The 25,199-nt window shown below is 44.3% G+C and carries 22 protein-coding genes; 6 read left to right on the top strand and 16 right to left on the bottom strand.

Features of this window, described 5'->3' with window-relative positions; all coding sequences use genetic code 11:
- The first annotated feature begins 2 nt into the window (after positions 1-2).
- Complete coding sequence (locus JZY04_RS15210; RefSeq protein ID WP_122143204.1) at positions 3-1,625, top strand: S41 family peptidase; 1,623 nt, start codon at positions 3-5, stop codon at positions 1,623-1,625.
- A gap of 83 nt (positions 1,626-1,708) precedes the next feature.
- Here the strand turns inward: JZY04_RS15210 and JZY04_RS15205 are convergent, their stop codons facing one another.
- Positions 1,709-2,332, bottom strand: coding sequence for a phosphatase PAP2 family protein (locus tag JZY04_RS15205; RefSeq protein ID WP_005782927.1), 624 nt, complete (start codon positions 2,330-2,332; stop codon positions 1,709-1,711).
- Positions 2,333-2,447: 115 nt separating this feature from the next.
- Here JZY04_RS15205 and JZY04_RS15200 point away from each other — a divergent pair, with 115 nt between their 5' ends.
- Positions 2,448-3,323, top strand: coding sequence for a helix-turn-helix transcriptional regulator (locus JZY04_RS15200; protein ID WP_005782925.1), 876 nt, complete (start codon positions 2,448-2,450; stop codon positions 3,321-3,323).
- Positions 3,324-3,494: 171 nt separating this feature from the next.
- Here JZY04_RS15200 and JZY04_RS15195 read toward each other — a convergent pair whose 3' ends face one another.
- Positions 3,495-4,535, bottom strand: coding sequence for an acyltransferase (locus tag JZY04_RS15195; protein ID WP_122143205.1), 1,041 nt, complete (start codon positions 4,533-4,535; stop codon positions 3,495-3,497).
- Between the two features lie 399 nt (positions 4,536-4,934).
- Between JZY04_RS15195 and JZY04_RS15190 the strand changes: the two genes are divergently transcribed.
- The 3 genes from JZY04_RS15190 to JZY04_RS15180 are packed head-to-tail and all read left to right on the top strand — an operon-like array spanning position 4,935 to position 8,393.
- Complete coding sequence (locus JZY04_RS15190; RefSeq protein ID WP_005782920.1) at positions 4,935-5,627, top strand: succinate dehydrogenase/fumarate reductase cytochrome b subunit; 693 nt, start codon at positions 4,935-4,937, stop codon at positions 5,625-5,627.
- Between the two features lie 37 nt (positions 5,628-5,664).
- Positions 5,665-7,608, top strand: coding sequence for a fumarate reductase/succinate dehydrogenase flavoprotein subunit (locus JZY04_RS15185; RefSeq protein WP_005782919.1), 1,944 nt, complete (start codon positions 5,665-5,667; stop codon positions 7,606-7,608).
- A gap of 29 nt (positions 7,609-7,637) precedes the next feature.
- A complete protein-coding gene (locus JZY04_RS15180; protein ID WP_005782917.1) occupies positions 7,638-8,393 on the top strand; it encodes a succinate dehydrogenase/fumarate reductase iron-sulfur subunit in 756 nt (251 codons plus the stop codon).
- A gap of 78 nt (positions 8,394-8,471) precedes the next feature.
- Here JZY04_RS15180 and JZY04_RS15175 read toward each other — a convergent pair whose 3' ends face one another.
- From JZY04_RS15175 to JZY04_RS15125, 11 genes are all read right to left on the bottom strand, one after another.
- Entirely contained in the window at positions 8,472-9,602 is a 1,131-nt protein-coding gene (locus JZY04_RS15175; protein WP_005782916.1) for a PepSY domain-containing protein, read from the bottom strand.
- 6 nt (positions 9,603-9,608) lie between these two features.
- The gene (locus JZY04_RS15170; RefSeq protein WP_032541938.1) at positions 9,609-10,829 is read right to left on the bottom strand and encodes a DUF4374 domain-containing protein; all 1,221 of its coding nucleotides are present in this window, start codon (positions 10,827-10,829) and stop codon (positions 9,609-9,611) included.
- 10 nt (positions 10,830-10,839) lie between these two features.
- Entirely contained in the window at positions 10,840-13,254 is a 2,415-nt protein-coding gene (locus JZY04_RS15165; RefSeq protein ID WP_122143206.1) for a TonB-dependent receptor, read from the bottom strand.
- A gap of 112 nt (positions 13,255-13,366) precedes the next feature.
- The gene (locus JZY04_RS15160) at positions 13,367-14,209 is read right to left on the bottom strand and encodes a helix-turn-helix domain-containing protein (RefSeq protein ID WP_005782910.1); all 843 of its coding nucleotides are present in this window, start codon (positions 14,207-14,209) and stop codon (positions 13,367-13,369) included.
- Between the two features lie 396 nt (positions 14,210-14,605).
- A complete protein-coding gene (locus JZY04_RS15155) occupies positions 14,606-15,610 on the bottom strand; it encodes a fimbrillin family protein (protein WP_122143207.1) in 1,005 nt (334 codons plus the stop codon).
- A gap of 53 nt (positions 15,611-15,663) precedes the next feature.
- A complete protein-coding gene (locus tag JZY04_RS15150; RefSeq protein WP_122143208.1) occupies positions 15,664-16,629 on the bottom strand; it encodes a DUF5119 domain-containing protein in 966 nt (321 codons plus the stop codon).
- A 6-nt stretch (positions 16,630-16,635) separates the two neighbouring features.
- Complete coding sequence (locus JZY04_RS15145) at positions 16,636-17,610, bottom strand: DUF3575 domain-containing protein (protein WP_122143209.1); 975 nt, start codon at positions 17,608-17,610, stop codon at positions 16,636-16,638.
- Between the two features lie 347 nt (positions 17,611-17,957).
- The gene (gene dprA / locus JZY04_RS15140) at positions 17,958-19,079 is read right to left on the bottom strand and encodes a DNA-processing protein DprA (protein ID WP_122143210.1); all 1,122 of its coding nucleotides are present in this window, start codon (positions 19,077-19,079) and stop codon (positions 17,958-17,960) included.
- Positions 19,076-19,480 carry a thioesterase family protein gene (locus tag JZY04_RS15135; protein WP_005782900.1) on the bottom strand — a complete coding sequence of 135 codons (405 nt, stop codon included), beginning with the start codon at positions 19,478-19,480 and terminating at the stop codon, positions 19,076-19,078. Before JZY04_RS15135 ends, dprA begins: the two co-directional genes overlap by 4 nt.
- Before the next feature lie 2 nt (positions 19,481-19,482).
- The gene (locus JZY04_RS15130) at positions 19,483-20,724 is read right to left on the bottom strand and encodes a peptidase U32 family protein (RefSeq protein ID WP_005812518.1); all 1,242 of its coding nucleotides are present in this window, start codon (positions 20,722-20,724) and stop codon (positions 19,483-19,485) included.
- A 57-nt stretch (positions 20,725-20,781) separates the two neighbouring features.
- Positions 20,782-21,240: a DUF2059 domain-containing protein gene (locus JZY04_RS15125; RefSeq protein WP_005822479.1), complete on the bottom strand. Its 459-nt coding sequence runs from the start codon at positions 21,238-21,240 to the stop codon at positions 20,782-20,784.
- Between the two features lie 94 nt (positions 21,241-21,334).
- Between JZY04_RS15125 and dusB the strand changes: the two genes are divergently transcribed.
- Positions 21,335-22,312: a tRNA dihydrouridine synthase DusB gene (gene dusB, locus JZY04_RS15120; RefSeq protein WP_122143211.1), complete on the top strand. Its 978-nt coding sequence runs from the start codon at positions 21,335-21,337 to the stop codon at positions 22,310-22,312.
- On the opposite strand, the gene JZY04_RS15115 is transcribed toward dusB, so the two are convergent.
- Genes JZY04_RS15115 through JZY04_RS15105 form a run of 3 tightly spaced genes read right to left on the bottom strand, consistent with a single transcriptional unit; the run spans position 22,305 to position 25,189 of the window.
- On the bottom strand, positions 22,305-23,270 hold the full coding sequence (locus tag JZY04_RS15115) for a phosphatase PAP2 family protein (protein ID WP_005782893.1): 966 nt from the start codon (positions 23,268-23,270) through the stop codon (positions 22,305-22,307). The two genes, dusB and JZY04_RS15115, sit on opposite strands and share 8 nt — an antisense overlap.
- Positions 23,261-24,268: an NAD(P)-dependent oxidoreductase gene (locus JZY04_RS15110; protein ID WP_005812513.1), complete on the bottom strand. Its 1,008-nt coding sequence runs from the start codon at positions 24,266-24,268 to the stop codon at positions 23,261-23,263. Before JZY04_RS15110 ends, JZY04_RS15115 begins: the two co-directional genes overlap by 10 nt.
- Before the next feature lie 21 nt (positions 24,269-24,289).
- Positions 24,290-25,189 (bottom strand): cation diffusion facilitator family transporter, encoded by a 900-nt coding sequence (locus JZY04_RS15105; RefSeq protein ID WP_122143212.1) that lies wholly within the window; start codon positions 25,187-25,189, stop codon positions 24,290-24,292.
- Positions 25,190-25,199: the final 10 nt, after the last annotated feature.

Here is a 25,199-nt window from a genome sequence, read left to right as displayed (position 1 = left end):
TCATGAAAAAAATAATATACCTGCTTACCGGCTTGTGTTCCGTTTTAGGATTACAGGCACAAAACTTCGGCTCACCTGCCATGCGAAAATTGCAACTGGCAGAGTTCGCCATCTCTAATTTATATGTAGATACGGTCAATGAAAACAAACTCGTTGAATCGGCCATTATCGAAATGCTGGCACAACTCGACCCTCATTCCACCTATTCGGATGCCGAAGAGGTTAAGAAAATGAACGAACCTCTCCAAGGTAACTTTGAAGGAATAGGGGTACAATTCCAGATGATTGAAGATACGCTACTCATTGTACAACCGGTGAGTAATGGCCCTTCCGAAAAAGTGGGTATTCTGGCAGGAGACCGCATCATCGCAGTTAACGATACTGCCATCGCAGGAGTCAAAATGAGCACAGAGGAAATCATGGGACGTCTGCGGGGTCCCAAAGACTCGAAAGTAAATCTGACCATTATCCGGAGAGGTGTGAAAGAACCACTTTTATTCAACGTAAAAAGGGATAAAATCCCCATCCTCAGTCTGGACGCTGCTTATATGATTCAACCCAAAACAGGATACATCCGTATCAACCGTTTCGGAGCAACCACTGCAGAAGAGTTTCTGAAAGCCCTGAAAGAGTTACAGAAGAAAGGAATGAAAGACTTGATTTTAGACCTGCAAGGCAATGGAGGAGGTTACCTGAACGCTGCCATCGACCTGGCAAATGAGTTTCTGGGACAAAAAGAACTGATTGTTTACACGGAAGGACGTTCTGCGCAACGCAGTGAGTTCTTTGCCAAAGGTAACGGAAGCTTCCGTAACGGACGCTTGGTGGTATTGGTAGATGAATATTCGGCCTCGGCAAGCGAAATTGTAACAGGAGCCATTCAGGATTGGGACCGGGGTGTCGTAGTAGGACGCCGTTCTTTCGGAAAAGGATTGGTTCAACGCCCGATCGACCTGCCCGACGGCTCCATGATCCGCCTGACCATAGCCCGCTATTATACTCCTGCAGGGCGTTGCATACAGAAACCTTATGATAGCAACATCAACGAGAAGCCGGGAAAAGGAAAGAGTAGCGAAAGCAGTATCGATAAATACAATCAGGACCTTATCGACCGTTACAATCACGGCGAAATGGTAAGTGCAGACAGTATCCACTTCCCGGACTCACTAAAATGCCAGACTAAAAAGCTGGGACGCACCGTCTATGGCGGCGGAGGTATCATGCCTGATTATTTTGTTCCGGTTGACACGACTCTGTATACTGATTACCATCGTAACCTGGTAGCCAAAGGGGTAGTAATCAAAACGACTATGAACTTTATTGAAAATAACCGCAAGGCTTTATTGGATAAATATAAGACCTTTGAGAAATTCAATGAGAAGTTTGAAATAGACGACCAGATATTGAATTTCCTGAGAGAGGCTGCCGACAAAGAAAAGATAGAGTTCAACGAAGAGCAGTACAACAAGGCTTTACCACTGATTAAGACCCAATTAAAAGCTCTGATAGCCCGTGACTTATGGGATATGAATGAATACTTTCAAGTAATGAATGCTACCAATAAGAGTGTGGAGCGGGCATTGGAAATCTTAAATGATAAAGAATACGAGAAAATATTGAAATAACGATTCTCTAACGGAGAGTTATGAACGGTGAATGATGATCAGTCTACGCTTTTGGCAGAGTGTGCATCATTCACCGTTTATTGTTAATAATTTATGGTAACCTGCTTTTTCTCACCGAACAACCATTTATTGAGCCAGCGATTCACATAAATATTGGCTACCGCGCAACCGGCACCTATCACAGCTCCTGCCGCTACATCCGACGGGTAATGCACACCTTCGTTCATTCTTGAAAAGCCCACAGAACATGCCCAAAAGGCTGATGGAGCTATCACATACCACTTAGGATAACGGATACTCAAAGAAGTAGCCAACGAAAAGGCGGCTGCCGTATGCCCGGAGGGAAACGAAGGACTCGATTCATGGCTGCGCGCATTCACCCGATCCGGATAACGGTCATATGGCCGCTCACGGTCAAAAGCATATTTCATACCATATGTAATTACAACTGCCTCGGCTACACTCGTCCCAATATAAATAGCATCCTTCAATAACTCTTTATCTTTATCAATCCCTGCATATACAGCCATCGCCACCGGAACACCTACTGCGATATAAGGTGCCGATTTAGAAAAAGCCTTGCTATAATTCCTCGCAAACTTACCATCAAGACTGTTTATTTTATGTAACGTATTGATATCCCAGTTCTGAGCATACCCTCCCATCGAAGAAAGCACACAAAAACAAATAAGCACAAATTTCTTCATTTTTCTACTAATTTACTATTTTGCAGCAAAGATAGATTAAAAAGACAGAGTTTTCGCAAAAAAAACCTATCTTTGTTCCCCAAGTATTATTTACCCTGACACCTAACTTTAATTCATGGCCAGAGAAACTCTTTGTAATAGACAGACAGATTGTGCGCAATGTCCCAAAGCTACAGAAGGCATACTTGTTCATCGGACGTTTCCAAAAGGACAACATTTCCCGGCTGACAAATGCACACAAAACTGTATTCTGTTTATGCTACAAGGAGAGTTATTGATCAACAGCGAAGAGTATCCCGGCACAACGTTACGCGAAGGACAGTTTATCCTCCAGTCCATCGGCTCAAAATTAGAATTATTGGCGCTGACAGACGTAAGTTATGTAGTGTATTGGTTCAACGAACCACCTTTGATCTGTGAGCAACATTATCAGGAAATCCTCCAACAATCAGAATCACCCTTAACTTATACGCCTTTGGTAATGACCCAACGTATTACCAATTTCATGAAAGATATTTGTGATTACCTGAGTGAACAGATTCCTTGCGGTGCGTTTATCGATCTCAAATGTCAGGAACTTATGTATCTGATTACCTGCTATTACCCGTCACCCCAATTAAGTAGATTCTTTTATCCCATCAGCAGTTATACAGAAAGCTTCCAATATTTCGTCATGCAAAATTACGAAAAAGTGAAAAACGTGGAAGAGTTCGCACACTTGGGAGGCTATACAACTACTACCTTCCGCCGCTTATTTAAGAATATGTATGGAGTGCCGGTATACGAATGGATTCTGAGCAAGAAAAGAGAAGGTATCCTGGAAGATCTCCAGCACACCAAACAACGCATCACTGAAATCAGCAATCGTTATGGTTTCGATTCCTTATCACATTTTGCACATTTCTGCAAAGCTTCTTTTGGAGACTCCCCGCGTGCCCTTCGTACACGTGCAGCCAAAGGTGAAAAAATTACTACTCTAAAAACAGAATAGAAACCGCCCTTTGCCTGGCAAAAGAAAAACGGCCCGCTATTTGTCACCCATAGTAAGCAGACCTTCTGTTCCATTACCCTCCATTATATACCAGGACGATAACCATTACCACAAAACTTTATAAACATCCACTTCCTTGATGAAGCTTTTATTGGTGAGTTATTCCACGAATTATTTATTTAACAGTGCTCTAATTCGCCTATTCATCGGCTTCTCAAAATAATAGTAAGAGAGCAGGCTTAACGAGACGATGACACAAAATAGAATTGGAATGGAAACGTACCAGACTATATGAAAGTTATTTTCTTTCTGCCACTCCGCATAAGATAACAAAACAAAAAGATGAATCAGGTAAAAGCTAAAGCTAATCTCTCCCCCAATCACTAAAATACGATTGGACAAAAGACGTGAGACCCATCCCTTTTGCAGAGAGAAACTGATCAGGATGAACGCGATTGGTAGCCAATAGTAACAGGAATACCGATATACTTTTGGAACTTCAGCAGCATATAGATAGAATACCCAAAATAAGACGATCGATATTATTTCAATAATACTTCCTTGGAAAGATGTGATGTTTTTATTTTTCAAACGGTCGTACAGTTGAAACAACAACATGCCGACTATAAAATCCGGAAATCGAGCAATCGGATTAACGTACCAATATCCTTTTATATCACTTTCCGGAGTAAAATACATACCGACAATAACCAATATAGCGGAAATTAAAAATACACAGAACAAACCCTTATAGTTTCTTGCTATCGGCACCAGAAATGGAAAACAGAAGTAAAAAAGCTGCTCGCAACATAAGCTCCACGAAGGACTGTTAAATGAAAAAAAGTAATCAGCTTTAGGTATATAGGCATTTGTTAATGTGAGTGAAGCCAAAAAATGCTTGCTCCAATCCGTAAATCCCGATGCAATTACATAGCCTCCTAAAGCGGCAGCAATCAATAAAGTCAGGACATGCAAAGGATAAATACGGGCTATGCGCGCTACCCAGAAAGATCGTTTGGTCATTTTGCTTTCACTTAGTTTCTTTTGATAATTGTATGCTATAATAAAACCGCTTAGTACGAAAAAGAAACTAACACCGACAAAACCTTCTTTAAAAAAATGAAGATTGAAAAAGTCGTCTATTACATAACAATGTGCTCCAAAAACCATTAAAGCAAATATAAGTCGCAAAGAGGTGAGTGTGTTTATCATAAATCTGGTATTGCCTGTTTCTTTTGATCATTCCTTCTCTGGGATGCAAAATTAAGAAAAGAACAGTTCAAATATGCACTAAACAACTTCTTTTTATACAGATTAAGGTTAACTTCTTAAAAACAAATAATTTACTCTTCTAACAGATTCACAATAAATCACTTATAAACACAACCGGCAATCCTTTGCCAGGTTTCCTCATGGAGTGCTTTCAGTCAATCAGTTACTATTTTACCGGCCCTATTTATCCTGTTCCCTCCGGCCACTTCGGATTAAAGAATTATTTCTTTAATTCTTTGGTTAATCAATGTATTTCGTGTACTTTTGCACAATGAGAAAGAAGGCTCGTAAAACAGAAATTATAGTTCTAACAATTAAATAATTTAAAATCAATCATTTATGTGGTTAAGTAATTCATCTGTAGGAAGGAAAGTGGTGATGAGCGTTACCGGTATCGCCCTTGTCCTGTTTCTAACGTTTCACATGGCGATGAACCTTGTTGCGATCATCTCGGCTGAGGGTTACAACCTGGTTTGTGAGTTCCTGGGAGCAAACTGGTATGCGTTGGTAGCTACGCTGGGCCTGGCTGCCCTCTTCGTGATTCACATTATCTACGCTTTCTGGCTGACAATCCAGAATCGCGCAGCACGTGGTAGCGAACGTTACGCCGTAGTTGACAAACCCAAAACCGTAGAATGGGCATCACAGAACATGCTGGTGCTGGGTATTATCGTTATCTTAGGTTTGGGCCTTCACCTCTTTAATTTCTGGGCTAAAATGCAGTTACCGGAATTGATACACAACATGGGAGGAGTAGCAGACACAACTTATGCTGCCGATGGTGTTTATCACATCATGAACACTTTCTCTAACCCCGTATACGTAGTGCTGTACCTCGTTTGGCTGGGCGCCCTTTGGTTCCATCTGACTCATGGTTTCTGGAGCTCTATGCAATCTCTGGGCTGGAACAACAAGATTTGGATCAACCGCTGGAAATGCATCTCCAACATCTATTCAACCATCGTTGTTGTATGCTTTGCTCTGGTAGTAGTCGTATTCTTCGTTAAATCGTTGGCATGCGGTGCTTGCTAAATTGTAAATTGTAAATGATTAAATTGTAAATAGCATTATGACTAAGATAGATTCAAAAATTCCTGAAGGCCAGCTCGCCGAAAAATGGAGTAACTATAAAGCTCATCAAAAACTTGTTAACCCTGCCAACAAACGTCGCCTTGACATTATCGTTGTAGGTACCGGACTTGCCGGGGCATCTGCCGCCGCTTCTCTGGGCGAAATGGGTTTCAGAGTATTCAATTTCTGTATTCAGGATTCACCCCGTCGTGCTCACTCCATCGCAGCACAGGGTGGTATCAATGCAGCTAAAAATTACCAGAATGATGGTGACTCGGTTTACCGTCTTTTCTATGATACAATCAAAGGTGGTGACTACCGCGCACGTGAAGCCAACGTTTACCGTCTGGCCGAGGTATCAAACGCTATCATTGACCAATGTGTAGCTCAAGGTGTACCTTTTGCACGCGATTACGGTGGCACACTCGATAACCGTTCATTCGGTGGTGCACAGGTATCCCGTACGTTCTACGCCCGTGGCCAGACCGGACAGCAGCTATTGCTGGGCGCTTATTCAGCATTGAGCCGTCAAGTACAAAAAGGTACTGTTAAACTTTACACTCGTTACGAAATGCTCGACCTCGTTGTTATCGAAGGACGTGCACGCGGTATCATTGCCCGTAACCTCGTAACCGGTGAAATCGAACGTTTCGCCGCTCATGCTGTAGTAATCGGCACAGGTGGTTACGGAAACGCTTTCTTCCTTTCTACAAACGCGATGGGATCCAACGGTTCTGTTGCCATCCAATGCTACAAAAAAGGTGCTTACTTTGCTAATCCTTGTTTTGCTCAGATTCACCCGACCTGTATCCCGGTACACGGTGACAAGCAGTCTAAGCTGACATTGATGTCAGAGTCACTTCGTAACGACGGTCGTATCTGGGTTCCGAAGAAGATTGAAGATGCCAAAGCATTGCAGGCAGGAACTAAAAAGCCGACTGAAATTCCTGATGAAGACCGTGACTTCTATCTGGAACGCCGCTACCCCGCATTTGGTAACCTTGTTCCCCGTGACGTAGCTTCACGTGCTGCCAAAGAACGTTGTGACGCAGGTTTTGGTGTCAACAACACCGGTTTGGCCGTATTCCTTGATTTCAAATATGCCATCGATCGTCTGGGTGAAGATGTAGTTCGCGCCCGTTATGGTAACCTCTTCGACATGTACGAAGAAATCACTGACGAGAACCCGTACAAGACTCCGATGATGATATTCCCTGCTATCCACTATACAATGGGTGGTATCTGGGTTGACTATGAATTGATGACCTCTATCCCGGGTCTGTTCGCTATTGGCGAAGCTAACTTCTCTGACCACGGTGCCAACCGCCTGGGTGCATCTGCATTGATGCAAGGTCTGGCTGACGGATATTTCGTATTGCCTTATACTATCCAGAACTATCTGGCCGACCAGATTCAGGTACCACGTTTCTCTACAGACCTGCCCGAATTTGCGGCAGCAGAGAAAGAAGTGAAAGATAAAATCCAGAAGATTAAAGCTGTAAACGGAAAACATTCTGTTGACTCAATCCACAAGAAACTGGGTCACATTATGTGGGACTTCGTAGGTATGGCTCGTACTAAAGAATCTCTGCAGAAAGCTCTGACAGGTATTCAGGAAGTGAAAAAAGACTTCTGGACCAACGTTCGCATCCCGGGTGAAGTAAACGAACTGAACGTAGAACTTGAAAAAGCCCTCCGCCTGATCGACTTCATTGAAGTAGGTATGTTGATGGCTCGTGACGGTCTGAACCGTGAAGAATCTTGCGGTGGACACTTCCGTACAGAATATCAGACTCCGGAAGGCGAAGCATTGCGCGACGATAAGAATTTCTCTTACGTAGCATGCTGGAAATACACCGGTGAAGATTCAGAACCGGAATTGATCAAAGAAGACTTGAACTATCAATTCGTGAAAGTTCAGACTCGTAACTACAAGTCATAATTCGGTTAATCAATTAAAGGAAAACAAAAATGGATAAAAATATATCATTCACGCTGAAAGTATGGCGTCAGAAAAGCCCTAAAGCGAAAGGTGCTTTTGAAACATACCAAATGAAAGATATCCCGGGTGATACTTCATTCCTCGAGATGCTGGATATTCTGAACGAACAGATTATCAATGATGGTGGCGAACCTATCGTATTTGACCACGACTGCCGCGAAGGCATCTGCGGTATGTGTTCTCTTTACATCAACGGACACCCACACGGACCTGCAACTGGTGCTACTACCTGCCAGATGTATATGCGTCGTTTCAAAGACGGAGATACTATCACTGTTGAGCCGTGGCGTTCTGCCGGTTTCCCGGTAATCCGCGACTTGATGGTTGACCGTACGGCCTATGACAAGATCATGCAGGCCGGTGGTTACGTAAGCGTAAACACAGGTGCTCCTCAGGATGCCAATGCCATTCTTATCTCTAAGGACATCGCTGATGAAGCCATGGACGCTGCCGCATGTATCGGTTGTGGTGCTTGTGTAGCTGCTTGTAAAAATGGTTCTGCCATGTTATTCGTATCAGCCAAGGTTAGCCAGCTGAACCTGCTTCCACAAGGTAAAGTAGAAGCTGCCCGCCGTGCAAAAGCAATGCTTTCTAAAATGGATGAACTGGGATTCGGTAACTGTACAAACACACGTGCTTGTGAAGCAGAATGCCCGAAGAACATCTCCATCAGCAACATTGCCCGCTTGAACCGCGATTTCATCATCGCAAAACTGAAAGACTAAGCAAAACTTAGCATTTGATTAATAAGTAGGAAAATTCCCCGCCGGCATCGGCGGGGAATTTTTTTTATATGAAAAGTATTATTTCTTACGATGTCTACGATACCAGATAATGAAGCCGGTCAGGGGAAGTGAAGCACCTATCAGGCTTGCAAAGAACATTAGAATTTTACCGGGAAGCCCCCAGATACGTCCGTCATGAATTTCCAGATTCATACGACGGAATTTATCAGCAGCAGAAGCCTCGGTATATTTACCGGCATAAGGACCCGATCCTTTCAAAGGAACCAGTGTATATTGATCAAAAAACAAATTATCCGTACGGTAGTAAGAACCTCTCTTATGCACAACACTGACACGGAAAACTCCGTCAGCTTGCCCGGGCAAAGCAAAATAAAAGGTTTTGGCGGCAGGTTCTTCACTGCGTAACCGCGTATAAAGTAGGTCCAAAGGCGCCTCTACACGACTGCCCACCTGTAACGTATCAGATAAAGGAAGCACATAAGGCTTCAACTCTTCACCACCGGATGTAATGCCATATACGGCCTTACTAAACCAGTTCAGACTAAAGATCAATCCGGTAAAACACAAAATGAACAACAGAAAGGACGCATAGAAACCTACGATATTATGCAGATCAAAATTCAACTTTGAAAATGTACAAGGACGTTTCATTGTCAGTCGTTGTACAAGCGCCTTACGTGTCCAGCGCCTGGGCCACCAAAGCACAATACCCGTTATCAGGGTAATCAGGAAAATCAATACACTGTAACCAACAATAGGACTCCCGATCTCCCGTGGAAGCCACAAAGTGCGATGCCCGCCAAGTACAAACCGGAAGAAATCAAAATCACCGCTCTTCTTTATTACCGATTTCAATACCCGTCCATCATATGGATCGATAAAAACCGTGCTCATACCCATCTCCGGACGATAATAATCCACCCATACCGCATCTGATTCTTCTCCGTAAGTGATGGCTGTGGCAGACGCTCCTTCCATGACAGAATCTGCAATGGCAAGTATACGGGAAGGTAACAAAAACTCTTTCTCTTGCGGGTCTACAAAACGCCAGGGCTGTATGGCATCGGTTATTTCGTCTTTGAATGCATACAGACAACCGGTGATACAAACAATGAAAACGACTATTCCCGAAAGCAATCCAAGCCACAGATGCAGTTTTGCACAAGCCTTCCGAAAAGTTTTGCCCATCTCTTATCAATCCAAGCGGAAGAACCCGCCAACAAACGTAGTTGATACTTTGGCACCTCTGACCGCAGTAGCTGTCTGAGGATCTACCTGATATATATAAGTACCTTCTGAGGTAGTTACCGGACGATAGACATAGCCTCCATCCACCAAAGCGGCAAAACGTCGCCCACCATCTCCGTTATGCACCGGAATCTCTTTAATATCACGTACCGTTTTGTTATTAAGATCGATGATGCAACACTTCAGGCTTTTATCTCCCCAACGGTCAGCCGACGTTTGCGGACTGATGGTACTGACCTCAGCAAATACCAAACCATTGCCGATATATTTGATATGGGCAGGCTTCAGACCTCCGGAAACCGTTTCAAAGTCAAAATAATAGTCATCGAAACGCGTTTCACCTTTAGGGATGCGAAGGAAAGCAGCATTCTTGGTGCCCTGCGAGAATCCGTTAGCTATGGCAGAATTAGACATGACATACATGTCACCGGACTCTACCTTAAAAATGCCGTTAAACGCATTCCACGAACCGGCAGGGCCGGTACGAGTATCTTTCATCAGCGTTTTAAACTTCATATCCGGATAAGAATATACCGCAACAAAAGTAGTATCCGTATATAAGGTTTCAAAATTTGTAGGGTTCATCGGGAAATAGGTAACATATACATTGCCTTCGCTATAACACATACCGGTGATACTCGGCCATTCGAGCTGGTTCAGTGGAAATACCGGAGTCCGGACCTGGGAGGTGATGGAAACATCACTGATATTCACCGTATATAAAGTCATCTTGTCTCCACTCTCCTTATTGGCCGGAAGCTCCAGACCGATCATAGCCTGTCCGTCCATTTGAGTAAAGGCATTCAGCGAACTATTAAAGACAAAATCTCCACGCTCTGCCAGGTAGCCGGCTGCATCACGCACAATTCCTGTTGCACTGGTCAATCCCAGTCCACCTATACTAAATATGGTTTGCTCTCCTTGCTCATAATCACGGTATCCGTTCTGCTCAATCCCTTTACCCACCGCATTGATCGTACCGGACATCAGCTCAGATGCAGTAACCACGTAGTAAGTGGTAGTTCCATTTGAATTGATACCCAAGCTAAGCACATAGGGAGCAAAAGGGGTTTCCTCGTTCCCCAACCCCTCTTCTTCGCACGCCGTAACAGTCAATAAAGTGCAGGCAGCAAAGAAATACATATAAATTCGATAAATTGTATTCATCAGACTTTTTTTATTTGCTAAAGAAATATCTTAGTTTCACATTGAAAGCACGGCCGGGTTTCTGTAACCGGTAGTTATCATATAATTTCTGATTGGTCAGATTGGTACATTCAACGACAACACTGTACTTCCCGTTATCTATTGAATATCCCAGTGCCAGGTCGTGCGAAAACTGTTCGGGGATCACCTTCTTGGAGCTTTTCGCTCCCAGCCCCGGGAACGAAAGATAATATGAATGAATGTAATTCAGATTATAATCAAACGTCAGTACGGAGTTTCGCCAAAACAAATCATGGAAACGGAAGCCTGCATCGGCATTGGCAAATAAATACGGAATGTTTGGCAAACGCTCTTTGTAGGTAATGTTCTCTGTGATGCCTTCACCCACAAAGCTATCTTTAGTCTTTTCATACCGCTGTTGGTCTGTAATATCCTGATAAGTGAAATTGGCCCCCATATGGAACAGATCTTTATAGTTGTATCTGACGGCTGCCTCCACGCCTTTGGTCAAGACCTTGCCCAGATTCTCGTAACCCGTAGTCGGGTTACTGGTCAGGCTGACTCCTTTCAGGATGAAATCCGTCGTATAACGATAAATAAAATTTCCGTCGGCCGAAAGCTGGTGTGCCCCGAAAGTTCGAATGAAGCTCAATCCCAGATTCAGGTTCCGGCTGCTTTCCGGCTTCAAATCCGGATTCCGTTGCTGAATTAATCCGTCTCCAAACATCTCAATACTTTCCGGCAAACGATAAGCATGCTCATAAGAGAATTTCGCCTGCAAAGAAGGCAAGATATAATAAGTAGCGGCTGCGCCATAACCAAAGTTGGTCTTGTGGTCCCGTACCTTCTCCCAACGGGCATTTTCGGTATATTCATCCAGCCGCTTATAGGTAGAGCTATATAACTTATACATCTTCCCAAACACATTGGCATTCCAGCGGTCATAGCGAATCTGCCATCCCAGCCCGGTAATGTTCTTGGTCAGCTGTTGAGGTACATTGTTGTTTTCGTCATCCGGACGTACTTTATCATTCATTGTTCTTCGCATTGCAGAAACAACATGATTCAATATCAATGATTGGTGAGTATCGATCACATAACTGATGTTTCCGTTCCCCAGCCATTCGCGGTTCTTGATTTTAGAATCTGTATAATACCCTTCACCGGCCGAAGTAGATGGAACCGACTCTCCCAACCAGTTGTAGCGGCGGGTGATCGTATCCACATTAAAAGAATTTACCGAACTATACGTTCCATAAAGTGACAGCGAAAGCCCGTCAAGAAATAAGTCGTCTTTCTTATAACGGATAGAAGGGATAACAGACTCACTTTTCATTTTCACTCCGCCGTAGACAGCATCCATGGTAGCACCCGTCTGCACATCCTTATCGTTCTTTGACACAATAATGCCCGCAAGCAGATAATCTGCAAAAGGTTTACCGGTTATTCCCGTTTCCAGGCGGATACCGCCCGATTGATAGCCATCATGAAAGCGTTTCACCCATCGTTCGTCCACCTTTTTATTGGTAGCAAGGTCTATGATGGGTGCAAATACCTTATAATCATTATCCGAATAGTTATAGAACGCATTGGCGCGGACAGTAAATCCGGTCTTCAAATGGGTATAAGCCCCATTTACCGAGACTTTATGAGTATTGAAAGATCCAAACGAATAAGTGGCATCCAGGTAATTAGCATCTTTGCGGCTGACAATATTCACTGCCCCTCCCAGGGCATCAGCACCCAGGTTCACGGGTAATACACCTTTATATACCTCTACACGCTCTGCCATGTTGGCGGAGATATTGGCCAGATTAAATGATGATCCGAAGTTGTCCATCGGTATACCATCCAGAAAGAATTTCACCTGATTGCCCGAAAACCCGTTCAGGCTGAAATTATAGTTGGATCCTACCCCACCTTCTTCACGGATGCGGACGCTCGATACATTATTCAGCAATTTATTAAGGGGAGCAGCACTATTATAGGCCTTTTTGATATCAAGTACCGATATGGCATACGCCTGTTCCTGCTGACGACGAGCCTCGGATTTCCCAATCACTTGCACTTCATCCAGTTCTTCCGCCTGAGTATCAATCTCTATGTCCGGAATCCGGTTTACCGTCCCGGCAATCACACGTACCGGAACTTTCTTAGTCTTTACTCCTATGCCCGATACGACAATAGTCTGATTACCCGCCGGCACATCATTAATATGATAGATTCCTTTTTCATTGGTATATCCGCCGATATAAACCCCTTCAATAGCAACGGCAACCGGATAATAGGGCTGTTTCTCCCGATCGACGATTCGACCTGTAACCGTACCCTTACTTTGTTGTTGAACACCGGCATGTAAAACGCTTATAGACAAAGCAGAAAAGAAGCATAACAGAAATATTCTGTACAACAATTTGTGGTTCATCAATCACTATGTTTAATTAGGGCGCAAAGATACAACCCTATCCATAGAGGGGCAATCACTATATATAGGTATTCCGAAAAGGATGAATACCTACTTTCTGCGAGCAGAACAGCTATTTATCCTTGGGATTCCGAATTGCCCGGGGCGAAGCACCGAACGACTTCTTACAAAAATTAGAGAAATGGGGTAAAGACTCAAAACCATATTTGTAACAAATCTCCGAAATGGTGGCATTGGTATGCTTGAGATCATACATAATCCCCTCCTTACGGCGTTTCAGCATCCATTCGTAGACCGGTTCGTGGAAGATGGTATTAAAAATGCGACGGAATGTAGTTACGCTATATCCTCCCATGTGGGCCAGTTCCTCTACGGTTTTCACCCTCATATAGTTTTGCAGAACAAAATACTGAAAGCTATTGGTATATTGTGAGAGCGGATGAACCAATGAAGACAGGTCATAGTCTGAATAATAATACCCCAGAATAAAGCCAAGTTCTTTCCGTTTGAGTGATAACAGCTCCCGACAAATTTTATTTTCACTCAAATAGTTTTTTGATCCTTCAAGGAAATATTGCAACTCCGGGATAATTTTGAGAGGTGAGTAAATCAACGGTGCCGGAATTTCATTCATAATGTAGTCATAGCGTTGTTCACAAAAAAGCTCCGGCTGGTTAAAACTGTAACACACACACTCTACATCTGTCATAGCCAATACTTCCAACTTTGATCCGATGGCTTGAAGAATAAACTCTCCGGCACGTAACATCGTTCCGGCATATTCCTGACTATTGACTAATATTTCCCCTTTTAAGAGGAAAATCATCAGGTTCTCTTCACACTTCTGGGCAGGACGATGAAAACCTCTCGGATGAGAAGCATGCATAATGGCATTATCAACAGCCTTGGGACATATCTGACAGTTCATCTTATCTCCACAGAAGGAGTCGGACATAGCGCGTTGTGTTTTGTTTATGTTGCCGACAAATGTAGGAGATTTTTTTGAAAAAACAATTAAGAAAGAAGAAAATGGCATAAAAATAGGTTCATCCGACAAATACGTAACTGGATATCTTTCTCAATAGAGTTGATAATCAAAAGATTATATTTACCATAGTTTTCTTTTCAATGTAAAGGCATTTACCCCGGCATGTAAAAGCATTTACCTCGGCATGTAAAGGCATTTACCTCGGTGCGTAAAAGCGTTTACCTCGGTACGTAAATGAAGCCGGCATGCAAAGTAACGGATCCTCTACCGTAGGATAAACGTCGGCAAGACGCATCCTTCGGATGAACCTAAAAATAGCCCTGAGGTTTTTCTCAGAGCTATTTTTATACAATTCATTTATAACTATTTAGCATCATTCTCTTCGTCATCTGCATCACCCCAATCGCTGACGGCCGGTACGACTGTCATCTCCGTACCACCAGCAGGCAAAGTTAGAATATAAAGCACATTTTGCCCAACTTCCCACTTTGAATTAGCTGGAAGTGTCACTGTTTTATCACCACTAAACACGGTCATTCCATCAGCATCCTCACTTTTATAAGTTACAGTGATAACTTTACCTGTCACGTCCTGAGGAAAAAGCATCAAAGAAGCAGATTCATTTCCTAACAAATAGTAATTCTTATCTGTAACAAGTGTCGGAGACTGCGTTACTGTATATACATAATCTTGAGAAACCTTATCAGTCGGATCCGGGGTCCATTCTCCATTGGTGGCATTAAAACTATATTTAGCCTTTCCACCGGTAATACCGGCTATTTTTATAGCACTTACTGTATATGTAAGGTCATCACGACTCGGAACATACGCAAAATTAATACGGGATAGAATGTGCTTAAATCCCAAGGTCAAACTACCATTATTAACTCCCTCGGAAGTAGCTGTCTTATTCTGTTCATGCGCTACCACTAAATCTTTTTGATCGGCAACTGTAGTTGCCATAGTATATGTAAAAGAAGGGTATCCCGTAGCAGGAGCAGAAAAATCTGTCACCAATGTTGAAGGATAAGCAAAAAATTGAACTGATTTATCCGAGGCTGAAGGCCAATAATAGGTCTTAGTGTCACCTGCATCTTTAGTCCAGGTTAGATTATCTGATGTTTTATAGAGAACACCATTCATATAAGCATCGCCTAATGCAGTTCCGTCATAGGTTGCCCCGGTAATATAAGAGTGCACTTTAAAATCTCCTAAGTTAGCTTTGTTCGTAACTACCGCCCTGGTCGTAGTCTTTACAATAGTTCCAAATCCAATTTCCACCGGCTGTGCAGCCTTTTCAATCTCTTCATTCTGTGAGCAACCCGTAATTGCCATTGCAGCAACTGCTGCGAATAAAATCTTCTTCATAATAGTATGTTTTTTAAGTTATTAATGTTTTATCTGTATGTATTCCTTTTTTCTTATCCAACGGGCAACTCCACATTCGTTTCGTCGTCCCAGTCTCCTACATCACCGCCAATGCCACCACCTCCACCCGGAGGTACCTCCACATCGTCTACTTTTATTTCGTCTTCTATTTCAACTTCAACCAATGTCGGCGGTTTCGTTTCATCTCCTTCTCCTCCTTCACCACCGCCGGTAGGTTCTTGTACGGCTTCCGTTATATTAATCTTCACTTCCTGCACCGACTTGTCCACCTTAATAATCATCAGGTTCATCATCACCGGAAGTTCGATTTCGGCACGGCTAATAACAACTTCGGGTAGCCCAAAAGTGGTAAATACCCCTTCTATCTTTCCGCCTTTCACGTTCAGATCAATATTAATCGGACAGGCATCACACATGGCATAACCTTTTCCTAAAAAATAATGGTCTGCCATCCCACCGACACTCCCTATCACAGTAGAAACATTACTCAACCCCTGTGCTTTGATGCTAAAAGAGTAAGTTCTGACTACCAGCCTTGGTTTCAACTCCAGCGTCAATGTCTCCTCACTATTTCGTACATCCAGATCATCTATGTTTATCACATAAAGCGGATCCGGCCCCCAAACCATCTTTTCTGTTCCGGCAACCCCAAACTTACAGAGATTGGTGTAAGCCTGAATGGTTTCATAAGATTCTTCTCCACGAATCAAGACCGTTTCTGTATCGTAATTGTAAACCACAACCGAGTAATGTCCGGGAGGTACCGGTACCTCTCCACCGGTTGCCGACAAATATGCACTCTTCTTTTTACCTCTTCCATCTTTCGGATAAAAGATAACCTGCATTCCCTCCGGTAGTTTCTCTGTCACTCCTTCCCAGTTTAGCGCGATCCGTACTCCGCTAACCGGATAATCATCCAGCAGTTCCCGCCGGCTGCATCCAGTCATCAGCAACAACGGGCAGAAAAGCACGAAAAGCAACTGTCCTATATCTTTCATCCATCTCTATCTCCTTGCCGTTATAAGCCAGACCAATGATACCTTGGCTTTGGTAGGCCCGATAAAATTGTAACGTCCGCTATTTGTCCAGACTAACGAGCCTTCGTAAGGAGTATACTTACGGTATTCTGTTGTCAAGTATCCCACTCCCACACTAAACTCAAACGAAAGATGGCGGGCTACCTGTTTCGCATATCCATACGTAAACCCCGAAGCTGCATAATACTTTCCCTGATAACCATCTCCCTTAAACTGGAAGTCGTAAATACCTCCTTCTGCATAACATCCCAGAAAATGTCCTGTCAGCCTGCCGTGTTTCCGGCGATTTCCTAACCAGCAACGTCCTTCCACCCCTCCCGAAAGCAGCTGATAGCAGAACTCTTCTCTGCTGTTCAGCCACCAGGGACATTTGTATTCAGTATTCAAAGACCAACGCTTACCTAATGGTATTTCCACTTCTATATTGGGTGCCAACGCCAAGTCATAAAGCAGATTGTTCTTGACGGCCAATACCGTTTGCCGCCGCACCTTCTCCGATTCCATTACTGATTTTTCCCTATTTACCATGACAGGCTCTCCTCCGGCAAGTTTACCGGGAAGCGGTTTAGCAGTTTCCACTCCATATACCGGCTTTACTTCTTTTACCGTCATTGCCGGAAGCCGTTTTCTTTGCGGTACCGACAGTTCCGGTAATATCCGGTTCGCAATGTAATGGTAAGCTTTTCCTCCGTTAAGCCGACGCAATAAAGACTCACATTTTACAGGATCATCACGATGGTAATCCAACAACATCAGTACATCTCTCTGATCGGGCACCTGTGAATCTGCAGCAATCTTCTCGTACAAAACAGACCAGTCTATTTTTTGAAAATCGAACCCTTCTTTCCTTATGGCATCCGTCATCGTCATCATCGCAAAACCTTCACCCGGCAAAAAGAAAAGGATCCCCCAAAAGATGAATATATAGATGCGATTCTCCATAGTTGCTCTATTTGTATAAAGCAAATATAGAGCTTTGAAATTAAACGAAATACACTTAATCTAACTAAATAAAGGGGCTGGTTTGTTGTGTGAAACGATTGGAACGATTTTGCAAGTTTGACGGGATTTATCCTTCCCTAAAGACTGCTAAATAAACAGGAAGAAGAGACATTATAAAGGCATATCCGTGAAAAACCGTGAAGGAATTCAAAAGAGAGACAATATTCAGGGAAATATTTGGAGAATCATCCGAAGAGAATTACATTTGTAATGTGATTTTTTTCATAGTATTAGATTTAAGGTTAACAAAAGGTTGGAGTCAGGCGTGACTCCTTTTTTTTGCCCCTTTATTTAAGCAACTGATAGACTCCTCCCGCCAAGACCCGGATTACTCCTTTCATTTCCAGTTCAAACAGAATGACACTGATCTTATTGATAGGAATATCAGCCTGCACCATCAACGCATTGATCTGCAAATCTCCCAGCCGTCCGAGAATATCTACAATCCTCAGTTCTTCGGCAGATAAATCAGGAAAAAGATTCCGCTGTACGGTTGTCGGTTTAATAGTATGTGAACCGGTATCCCACCCCATTGCCTTCACAAAATCCGCCGCAGACTCCAACAAAACAGCCTTATTGTCCCGTATCAGCTGATTGCACCCTTTCGAATATTCATCAGTGACCCGCCCCGGGAAAGCAAAACAGTCGCGATGATAACTCCCGGCAATATCCGCCGTAATCAGAGAACCGCCTTTAGCGGCAGACTCCACCACAATAGTGGCATCGCTGATACCGGCAACAATACGGTTCCTACTGATGAAGTTATGTTTATCCGGATTTGTTCCGGAAAGAAATTCAGTTAACAGTCCACCCTGCCGGAGCATATCAATGGCTGTTTTACGATGTAACGAAGGGTAAATACGGTCCAGCCCATGAGCCAATACTCCCACAGTAGGAAGTTCGACAGCCAGTGCTGCCCGGTGGGCATTGATATCGATCCCATAAGCCAATCCGCTGACAACAAGTACATCCGGACATAAAGCCTGCAAATCCTGCAGGAAGCTAACGCAAATTTGTTTCCCGTAATCCGTTGCATTACGGGTCCCGACCATATTAATAATGTGGAAAGCATTGAGATCGGCTTTTCCTTTAAAGAATAATACGACAGGAGCATCATCGCATTCACGCAGTCTGGAAGGATAGCCCTCATCTGCCATCGTAAGGCAAGAGATACGGTTATCCCGTACAAACTCATATTCCTGTTCGGCACGCTTCAATGCCTGTGGAGAATCCAATGCTGCGACAACTGCCCGATTCACTCCGGGTAAGCGATCGGGCAATTCAGTCCGGTAACGGAATACATCGGCAGCACTCCCCATACCGTCTACCAGACGTTTGGCACCTATATGCCCAACGCCCGGTATTTGCGTGAGTGCAATACTGCATATCCGTTCTTCATCGGTGCTCATTGCAGGTAAGGCGCGAAAATCCGGTCGAATAATTCACTATCGCTCAAACGTCCATTTACCACACATACCGTTTCCACCGTCGATTTAACGACAACCTTATTATCGCTTTTCCGGAAGATGTCCTGATAGAACACATATTTGATACCTTCTTTCTTCATATACAATTTGGAAACGAATTCATCACCACTCTTTAATGGGGTTTTGAAGGCCATATTAATGCGGGCTACCACCGGGTCCACTCCCTCTTCGTGCAGTTTTGCAAAACTTACGCCTACCGATGAAAGAAACTCATGACGGGTATGTTCCAGATAATGTTGATAATTAGCGTTATTCACAATGCCTTGCAGGTCGCACTCGTAGTCACGTACCTTTAAAGTAAGTTCATAGATATACTTTTCCATCTTTATTCCAGTCCTTTAAATTTTTTCAGTTCTTCGGTCGAAACCAATTTATACAGTTTGTCACTCGGACGTATCTTATCCAGCTTCATAGAGAAGTGCTCTCCCTTCTTCACGGTTTCTACCGGTTTCAGGTCCACACGGGCCTCATCGAGCGTAGCAAACACAGCTCCGGTAGTAGGGCCGGTAATCAACAGCTTATCGCCTACACTCACTTCAGCCGCTTCCACCAGGAATTCGGCTACACCAATGTTGGAGAAGTATTTAATACCTTTCCCCACATAGATCTTACGTTCGGTTGCCGCCGATCCGTAATTCTTAGTCCATTCTCCCAGACGCTGTCCCAGATAGTAACCGTCCCAAAAGCCCCGGTTGAATACCGTTTTCAAGCGTTCATCCCACGCCGCAATCTTCTCGTCGGTAAACGTACCATCCAGACAGGCCTGAATAGCCTGCTTATAACACTCGACAACAGTACGTACATATTCGGGCCCGCGGGCACGGCCTTCGATTTTGAATACACGCACCCCGGCATCCATCATTTTATTCATGAAATGAATGGTCTTTAAATCTTTGGGCGACATGATGTACTGGTTGTCAACCTCAAGTTCCACATCGGTATCCTTATCACGGACAGTGTAAGAACGACGGCAGATCTGCATGCAGGCTCCCCGGTTGGCAGAATGATTCATTTCATGCAAAGACAGATAGCACTTGCCCGAAACAGCCATACAAAGCGCTCCGTGGCAAAACATTTCGATACGGATCAGCTCTCCGCCCGGTCCACAGATATGTTCTTCCTGAATCTGACGATAGATCTCCGCTACCTGTTCCAGATTCAGTTCGCGCGCCAACACCACTACATCGGCAAATTGCGCGTAAAACTTCAAGGCTTCTGCATTCGAGATATTCAATTGCGTAGACAGATGCACTTCCTGACCAATCTTGTTGGCATAACTCATCACCGCCACATCGGCGGCAATCACAGCCGAAATACCCGCTTCCTTGGCCGCGTCGACAATGGTACGCATCAGTTCAACATCCTTGTCATATATGATGGTATTCACCGTCAGATAACTCTTCATTCCATGTTCGTCACAGGTCCGGGCTATCTCGCGCAAATCCTCAATGGTGAATGTATTGGCCGAACGTGCACGCATGTTCAGATTCTCAATACCAAAATAAATAGAATCGGCTCCCGCCTGGATGGCTGCCGCGAGCGATTCGCGTGAGCCAACCGGAGCCATTATTTCAAAGTCACTTATCTTATACATAGTTACCAATTATAAGTTACGAGTCCGTAACTACTGAATATATCCTTTTTCTTTCAGGTTTGCCACTATCTCCTGGGCAATCCCCATTCCGATCTGCTGACCCGCTTCCATGGCCTCGGCAGTCATCACCGGAGTGGACTCGGCCAGCTTCTTTCCCACAGGCGATTCATAGAACTGGGTAATCTTCTTCAGGTCGTTTATCGTCAGATACCTGTAATAAATAGATACATATATATCCATAAACTGTGTGTTTGCCTTTTCGGACAACTGCTCTTCAAAAGTTTTCCAGAATTCATCCGGAACGTTCGAATAAGTATGTTTCATCATCCCGATCATCTGCGGAACCATCGATTTCACAGTAGTCATAGCGCCCGAGGCCTCGAGCATCTTGCTTAACGCCTCTTTATAAGCAGCATCCTGAGCCGAAACGGAAGTGGCAGACAAGATAAAAGTCAGGCACAGAGCAATGGAAAATAGTCTTTTCTTCATAATTTCTATCCAGTTAAATAAATGAATGGAGTGCAAAGGTAGGGGTTTTTTCCGTACTTTTGCAGCCAAATAATGAATAGAAAATCGTAAAAAGATGAAAATAGGCCACATAGACCTGGGTGAACGCCCTGTATTTTTGGCTCCGATGGAGGATGTCACCGATCCCGCTTTCCGCCTGATGTGCAAAAAGTTCGGAGCCGATATGGTATACACAGAGTTCGTCTCGAGTGATGCTTTGATACGTTCCGTCAACAAAACAACTCAAAAACTGACCATCTGCGACGAAGAACGTCCCGTCGCCATTCAGATATACGGTAAAGATACGGAAGCCATGGTTGGCGCAGCCCGGATTGTAGAAGAAGCACAACCGGATATATTAGACATCAACTTCGGCTGTCCGGTAAAGAAAGTTGCCGGAAAAGGCGCAGGCGCCGGTATGTTGCAGAATATCCCGAAGATGCTTGAAATAACCCGTGCCGTAGTAGACACGGTCAAAATACCCGTTACTGTAAAGACCCGTCTGGGATGGGATGCGGACCATAAAATCATTGTTGACCTGGCCGAACAATTACAGGATTGCGGTATTGCGGCATTGGCCATTCACGGACGTACCCGAGCACAGATGTATACGGGCGAAGCGGACTGGACCCTGATAGGGGAAGTAAAGAACAACCCGCGTATGCATATACCGATCATAGGAAATGGCGACGTAACTTCGGCTACCGGTGCCAAGGAGTGTTTTGAGCGGTATGGAGTAGACGCTATCATGATAGGACGTGGCAGCATCGGCCGCCCATGGATATTCCGCGAAGTGAAGCATTATCTTGAAACCGGAGAAGAACTGCCGCAGGAATCCTTTGAGTGGTATCTGAATGTATTGCGTGAAGAGGTACTAAACAGTGTAGCCCGCCTGGACGAGCGCAGAGGGATTATCCATATCCGCCGCCATCTGGCAGCAACTCCTTTATTCAAAGGAATACCCAACTTCCGGGAAACACGTATCGCCATGCTGCGAACAGAGTCGGTAGAAGAGCTTTTCCGGATATTCGATGGACTTCACCCCATCACTTAAACATCGGCACTGCAAACCATTTCTTGAACATCTTTGTCACCAGCACATACAGCACGAAAGCAGAGATAAAGCCCGCAATCGCATCAATCAGATAATGTGCCTGAATATAGACAGTAGCTCCGCAAAGCAACAGATAGAGCGGCAACAGGCAGGCAAAAAGTTTCTTGCTGCCACGCCAGGCCATAATCATCAGAATAGTCGAAACACCGACATGCGAACTGGGAAAAGCCGCCGTAGGACGCTCTCCCACTTGTTGCGAACCCTCTACCAGGCTATAAAAGAATCCATGCTGATAGCCGGGACCCGGAAGCAACTCCTGATTGTGATTGAAATAATCGCCAATAGCAGGAAAGACACCTTGTGAGACAGAATCCATGCCAATGGCAGGGAAATAGAACTGAGGACCGGCAACCGGAACGAATATATAAATAAGGTAGTAGATGAAAAAGCAGGTGACCAGTACAAAAGACATCTTCTCAAACAGATCGAACCGATAGATGAAATAGAATAACGTCACCACGAGAATCATCGGATAATATGCGAAGTACCCCATATTGAAGGGTTCGCTCACCCACATTTGCGGAAACGCGTGACAAAACCATACGGCAGGTTGCCCTCCGAACATCCACTGTTCGGCCGTAGCAAAAAGATGATCCAGGTTGGGGAAGACACGGTTGAACTCAAAGGTATCCGGATACCAGTATGACAAAAGACTCATCTGGATAGCGATACGCACAAAAGCGGAAAACTTACATGGAGCCAACCGGTAGAGATACATCAGCAAAAAAGTCATTGCCGCAATCACTGCCCTGTCCCACAACATGTGGAGCGGATGGTCCATCCGTTGAAACATGAATAAAATCAAGATAGAAGTTAACAGATTATATATCAATGTTATCTTCTCAACAGCAAACAAGCCCTTACGGCTTTCTACACGTTTAAATAAATCTAAAGCCATCCTTCGTTCTTATACCAGGCAATCGTTTCCTTCACTCCCTTTTCCAAATCGTATTCAGGAGCATATCCCAGTTCTTTCACAGCCGGAGTTATGTCGCATTGCCAATTTCTTTGTTTCATTATTTTATATTTGTCCGAATTCAGTGTGCTGCTCTTTCCCGAACGGGTCGCTATAAATTCGGCGAGCAAAGATACGACTTTTAGCACAATTAACGGACATTTGATGTGAATAACAAACGGACTCCCCAATTCTTTTTGAATCAGATCGGAGAAAGCACGGCTTTTATATACCTTCCCGTCAGCCAGAAAGTAAGCACGCCGGGATACTTCCTTCTCAATTCCCAGAAAAATAGCCTGTACAATATCTTTCACATACACAAATGTCAGATCCTGCCGTTTATATCCCACGGAGAAATCCGTATGTTGCCGGATGGACTTCGCCATCAGGAAATAGTCTGCCTCACGAGGTCCGTACACTCCCGTCGGACGGTAAATGACATACGGAAAACCGGGCAGGCTCTGGATATAAAGTTCCGCTTTCAGCTTACTTAATCCGTAAGCCGTATTCGGAGCCGGAGTATCTTCTTCACGGATGGGAGTATAATCCTTTTCACGTATCGGACCAAATACACTCAGGGTACTGATATAGATGAACTGCTTGGGAATCATATTGAGTTCGCGCAACGTATCGACAAAATATTTGGTCTGCAGATAGTTGACACGGTCGAAGTCGTTCTTGTCCGCACACTTGGTCACGCCGGCACAATGGACGATATAATCGAATTTATTGTACGTACCTTTATGGCCGGACAGTTGTGCCCGCAACTCATTGGGGTGTGCAAAGTCCAACTCAAGGAAGTGAATCTTGCGTTCTTTCAGGTATTTCTTACTGCTGGATGCACGGATCCCCGCCCAGACACCAAACCTGCGTTTCAAAGCTTCCTGAACAATGAAACTGCCGATAAATCCGCTTGCTCCGGTAATTAGAATACTCTCCATAAAATTCAGATCAAATGATAATTATTTCGTTGGTTCCACATGAATGCCTACATGGGTTCCTTTCCCAAACATCTCTTTTAGTTTATTTTCGATAGCAGTAGCCGTGCCATGCGCCTCTTCCAGAGTTATCTTCCCATCCATGCGGACATGAATTTCGATGGCATAATAACTGCCGATCCTGCGGGTACGCAAATGGTGGGGCTGACTCACTCCCGGAAAAGAGAGTACGGTCTGTTCAATCTCTTTCTCGACATCGTCCGGCAAGGACTTTTCAAGCAGTTCGTCCACACAAGGAATCAGCAACTGCACAGATACCTTCATAATAAAGAAACTGACTACCACTGCGGCAATCGGATCGAGTACCCGCCAATGATCTCCCAGCAAAATGGCCCCTCCAATACCGATAGCCGTTCCGATGGATGATAACGCATCACTCCGGTGATGCCAGGCATTGGCTACCACGGCCTGAGAATTTAACTTCTTGCCCTGAATCACGGTATACTGATACAGTATCTCTTTTGACACAATCGACACCAATGCCGCCACCAATGCCACTACACCGGGAGACTCCAACTGTCCGCCCTGCAAAAAAGTATAAATGGAAGAGGCACCATTCCAAAAGATACCGAAGCCGACACACAAAAGTAACAACCCGATGATGGCCGTAGCCAATGTTTCATATTTGCCGTGCCCATAATCGTGCCCCTTATCTTCGGGCTTCCCGGCGATACGGACAAAGACAATGACAACAATATCGGTGATGAAGTCGGATAGTGAATGGACAGCATCGGCCAGCATAGCCGCACTATGCCCGGTAATTCCGGCAAAGAATTTAAAAACGAGCAAAAGGAAGTTCACGACACTTCCCACGATCGTTACTTTATAAATTCCCTTCTCCCTGGAAGACTTTTCACTTTCCATTTGTTAGATT

It is taken from the genome of Bacteroides sp. 11BF, assembly GCF_019633765.1.
Lineage (GTDB): Bacteria > Bacteroidota > Bacteroidia > Bacteroidales > Bacteroidaceae > Bacteroides > Bacteroides hominis.
Note: the sequence above shows the minus strand (reverse complement) of the source record. Positions and strands in the feature narration are given on the sequence as shown.

What these genes read in the sequence shown, in the direction of transcription:
- JZY04_RS15190 (WP_005782920.1), top strand. Translation starts at nt 4,935, where the DNA reads ATGTGGTTAAGTAATTCATCTGTAGGAAGGAAAGTGGTGATGAGCGTT.
- JZY04_RS15160 (WP_005782910.1), bottom strand. Translation starts at nt 14,209, where the DNA reads ATGTCCGACTCCTTCTGTGGAGATAAGATGAACTGTCAGATATGTCCC.
- JZY04_RS15130 (WP_005812518.1), bottom strand. Translation starts at nt 20,724, where the DNA reads ATGGCTCCGGTTGGCTCACGCGAATCGCTCGCGGCAGCCATCCAGGCG.
- JZY04_RS15180 (WP_005782917.1), top strand. Translation starts at nt 7,638, where the DNA reads ATGGATAAAAATATATCATTCACGCTGAAAGTATGGCGTCAGAAAAGC.
- JZY04_RS15170 (WP_032541938.1), bottom strand. Translation starts at nt 10,829, where the DNA reads ATGAATACAATTTATCGAATTTATATGTATTTCTTTGCTGCCTGCACT.
- JZY04_RS15155 (WP_122143207.1), bottom strand. Translation starts at nt 15,610, where the DNA reads ATGAAGAAGATTTTATTCGCAGCAGTTGCTGCAATGGCAATTACGGGT.
- JZY04_RS15185 (WP_005782919.1), top strand. Translation starts at nt 5,665, where the DNA reads ATGACTAAGATAGATTCAAAAATTCCTGAAGGCCAGCTCGCCGAAAAA.
- JZY04_RS15205 (WP_005782927.1), bottom strand. Translation starts at nt 2,332, where the DNA reads ATGAAGAAATTTGTGCTTATTTGTTTTTGTGTGCTTTCTTCGATGGGA.
- JZY04_RS15175 (WP_005782916.1), bottom strand. Translation starts at nt 9,602, where the DNA reads ATGGGCAAAACTTTTCGGAAGGCTTGTGCAAAACTGCATCTGTGGCTT.
- JZY04_RS15125 (WP_005822479.1), bottom strand. Translation starts at nt 21,240, where the DNA reads ATGAAGAAAAGACTATTTTCCATTGCTCTGTGCCTGACTTTTATCTTG.
- JZY04_RS15145 (WP_122143209.1), bottom strand. Translation starts at nt 17,610, where the DNA reads ATGGAGAATCGCATCTATATATTCATCTTTTGGGGGATCCTTTTCTTT.
- JZY04_RS15110 (WP_005812513.1), bottom strand. Translation starts at nt 24,268, where the DNA reads ATGGAGAGTATTCTAATTACCGGAGCAAGCGGATTTATCGGCAGTTTC.
- JZY04_RS15105 (WP_122143212.1), bottom strand. Translation starts at nt 25,189, where the DNA reads ATGGAAAGTGAAAAGTCTTCCAGGGAGAAGGGAATTTATAAAGTAACG.
- dprA (WP_122143210.1), bottom strand. Translation starts at nt 19,079, where the DNA reads ATGAGCACCGATGAAGAACGGATATGCAGTATTGCACTCACGCAAATA.
- JZY04_RS15135 (WP_005782900.1), bottom strand. Translation starts at nt 19,480, where the DNA reads ATGGAAAAGTATATCTATGAACTTACTTTAAAGGTACGTGACTACGAG.
- JZY04_RS15115 (WP_005782893.1), bottom strand. Translation starts at nt 23,270, where the DNA reads ATGGCTTTAGATTTATTTAAACGTGTAGAAAGCCGTAAGGGCTTGTTT.
- JZY04_RS15150 (WP_122143208.1), bottom strand. Translation starts at nt 16,629, where the DNA reads ATGAAAGATATAGGACAGTTGCTTTTCGTGCTTTTCTGCCCGTTGTTG.
- JZY04_RS15200 (WP_005782925.1), top strand. Translation starts at nt 2,448, where the DNA reads ATGGCCAGAGAAACTCTTTGTAATAGACAGACAGATTGTGCGCAATGT.
- dusB (WP_122143211.1), top strand. Translation starts at nt 21,335, where the DNA reads ATGAAAATAGGCCACATAGACCTGGGTGAACGCCCTGTATTTTTGGCT.
- JZY04_RS15195 (WP_122143205.1), bottom strand. Translation starts at nt 4,535, where the DNA reads ATGATAAACACACTCACCTCTTTGCGACTTATATTTGCTTTAATGGTT.
- JZY04_RS15210 (WP_122143204.1), top strand. Translation starts at nt 3, where the DNA reads ATGAAAAAAATAATATACCTGCTTACCGGCTTGTGTTCCGTTTTAGGA.
- JZY04_RS15165 (WP_122143206.1), bottom strand. Translation starts at nt 13,254, where the DNA reads ATGAACCACAAATTGTTGTACAGAATATTTCTGTTATGCTTCTTTTCT.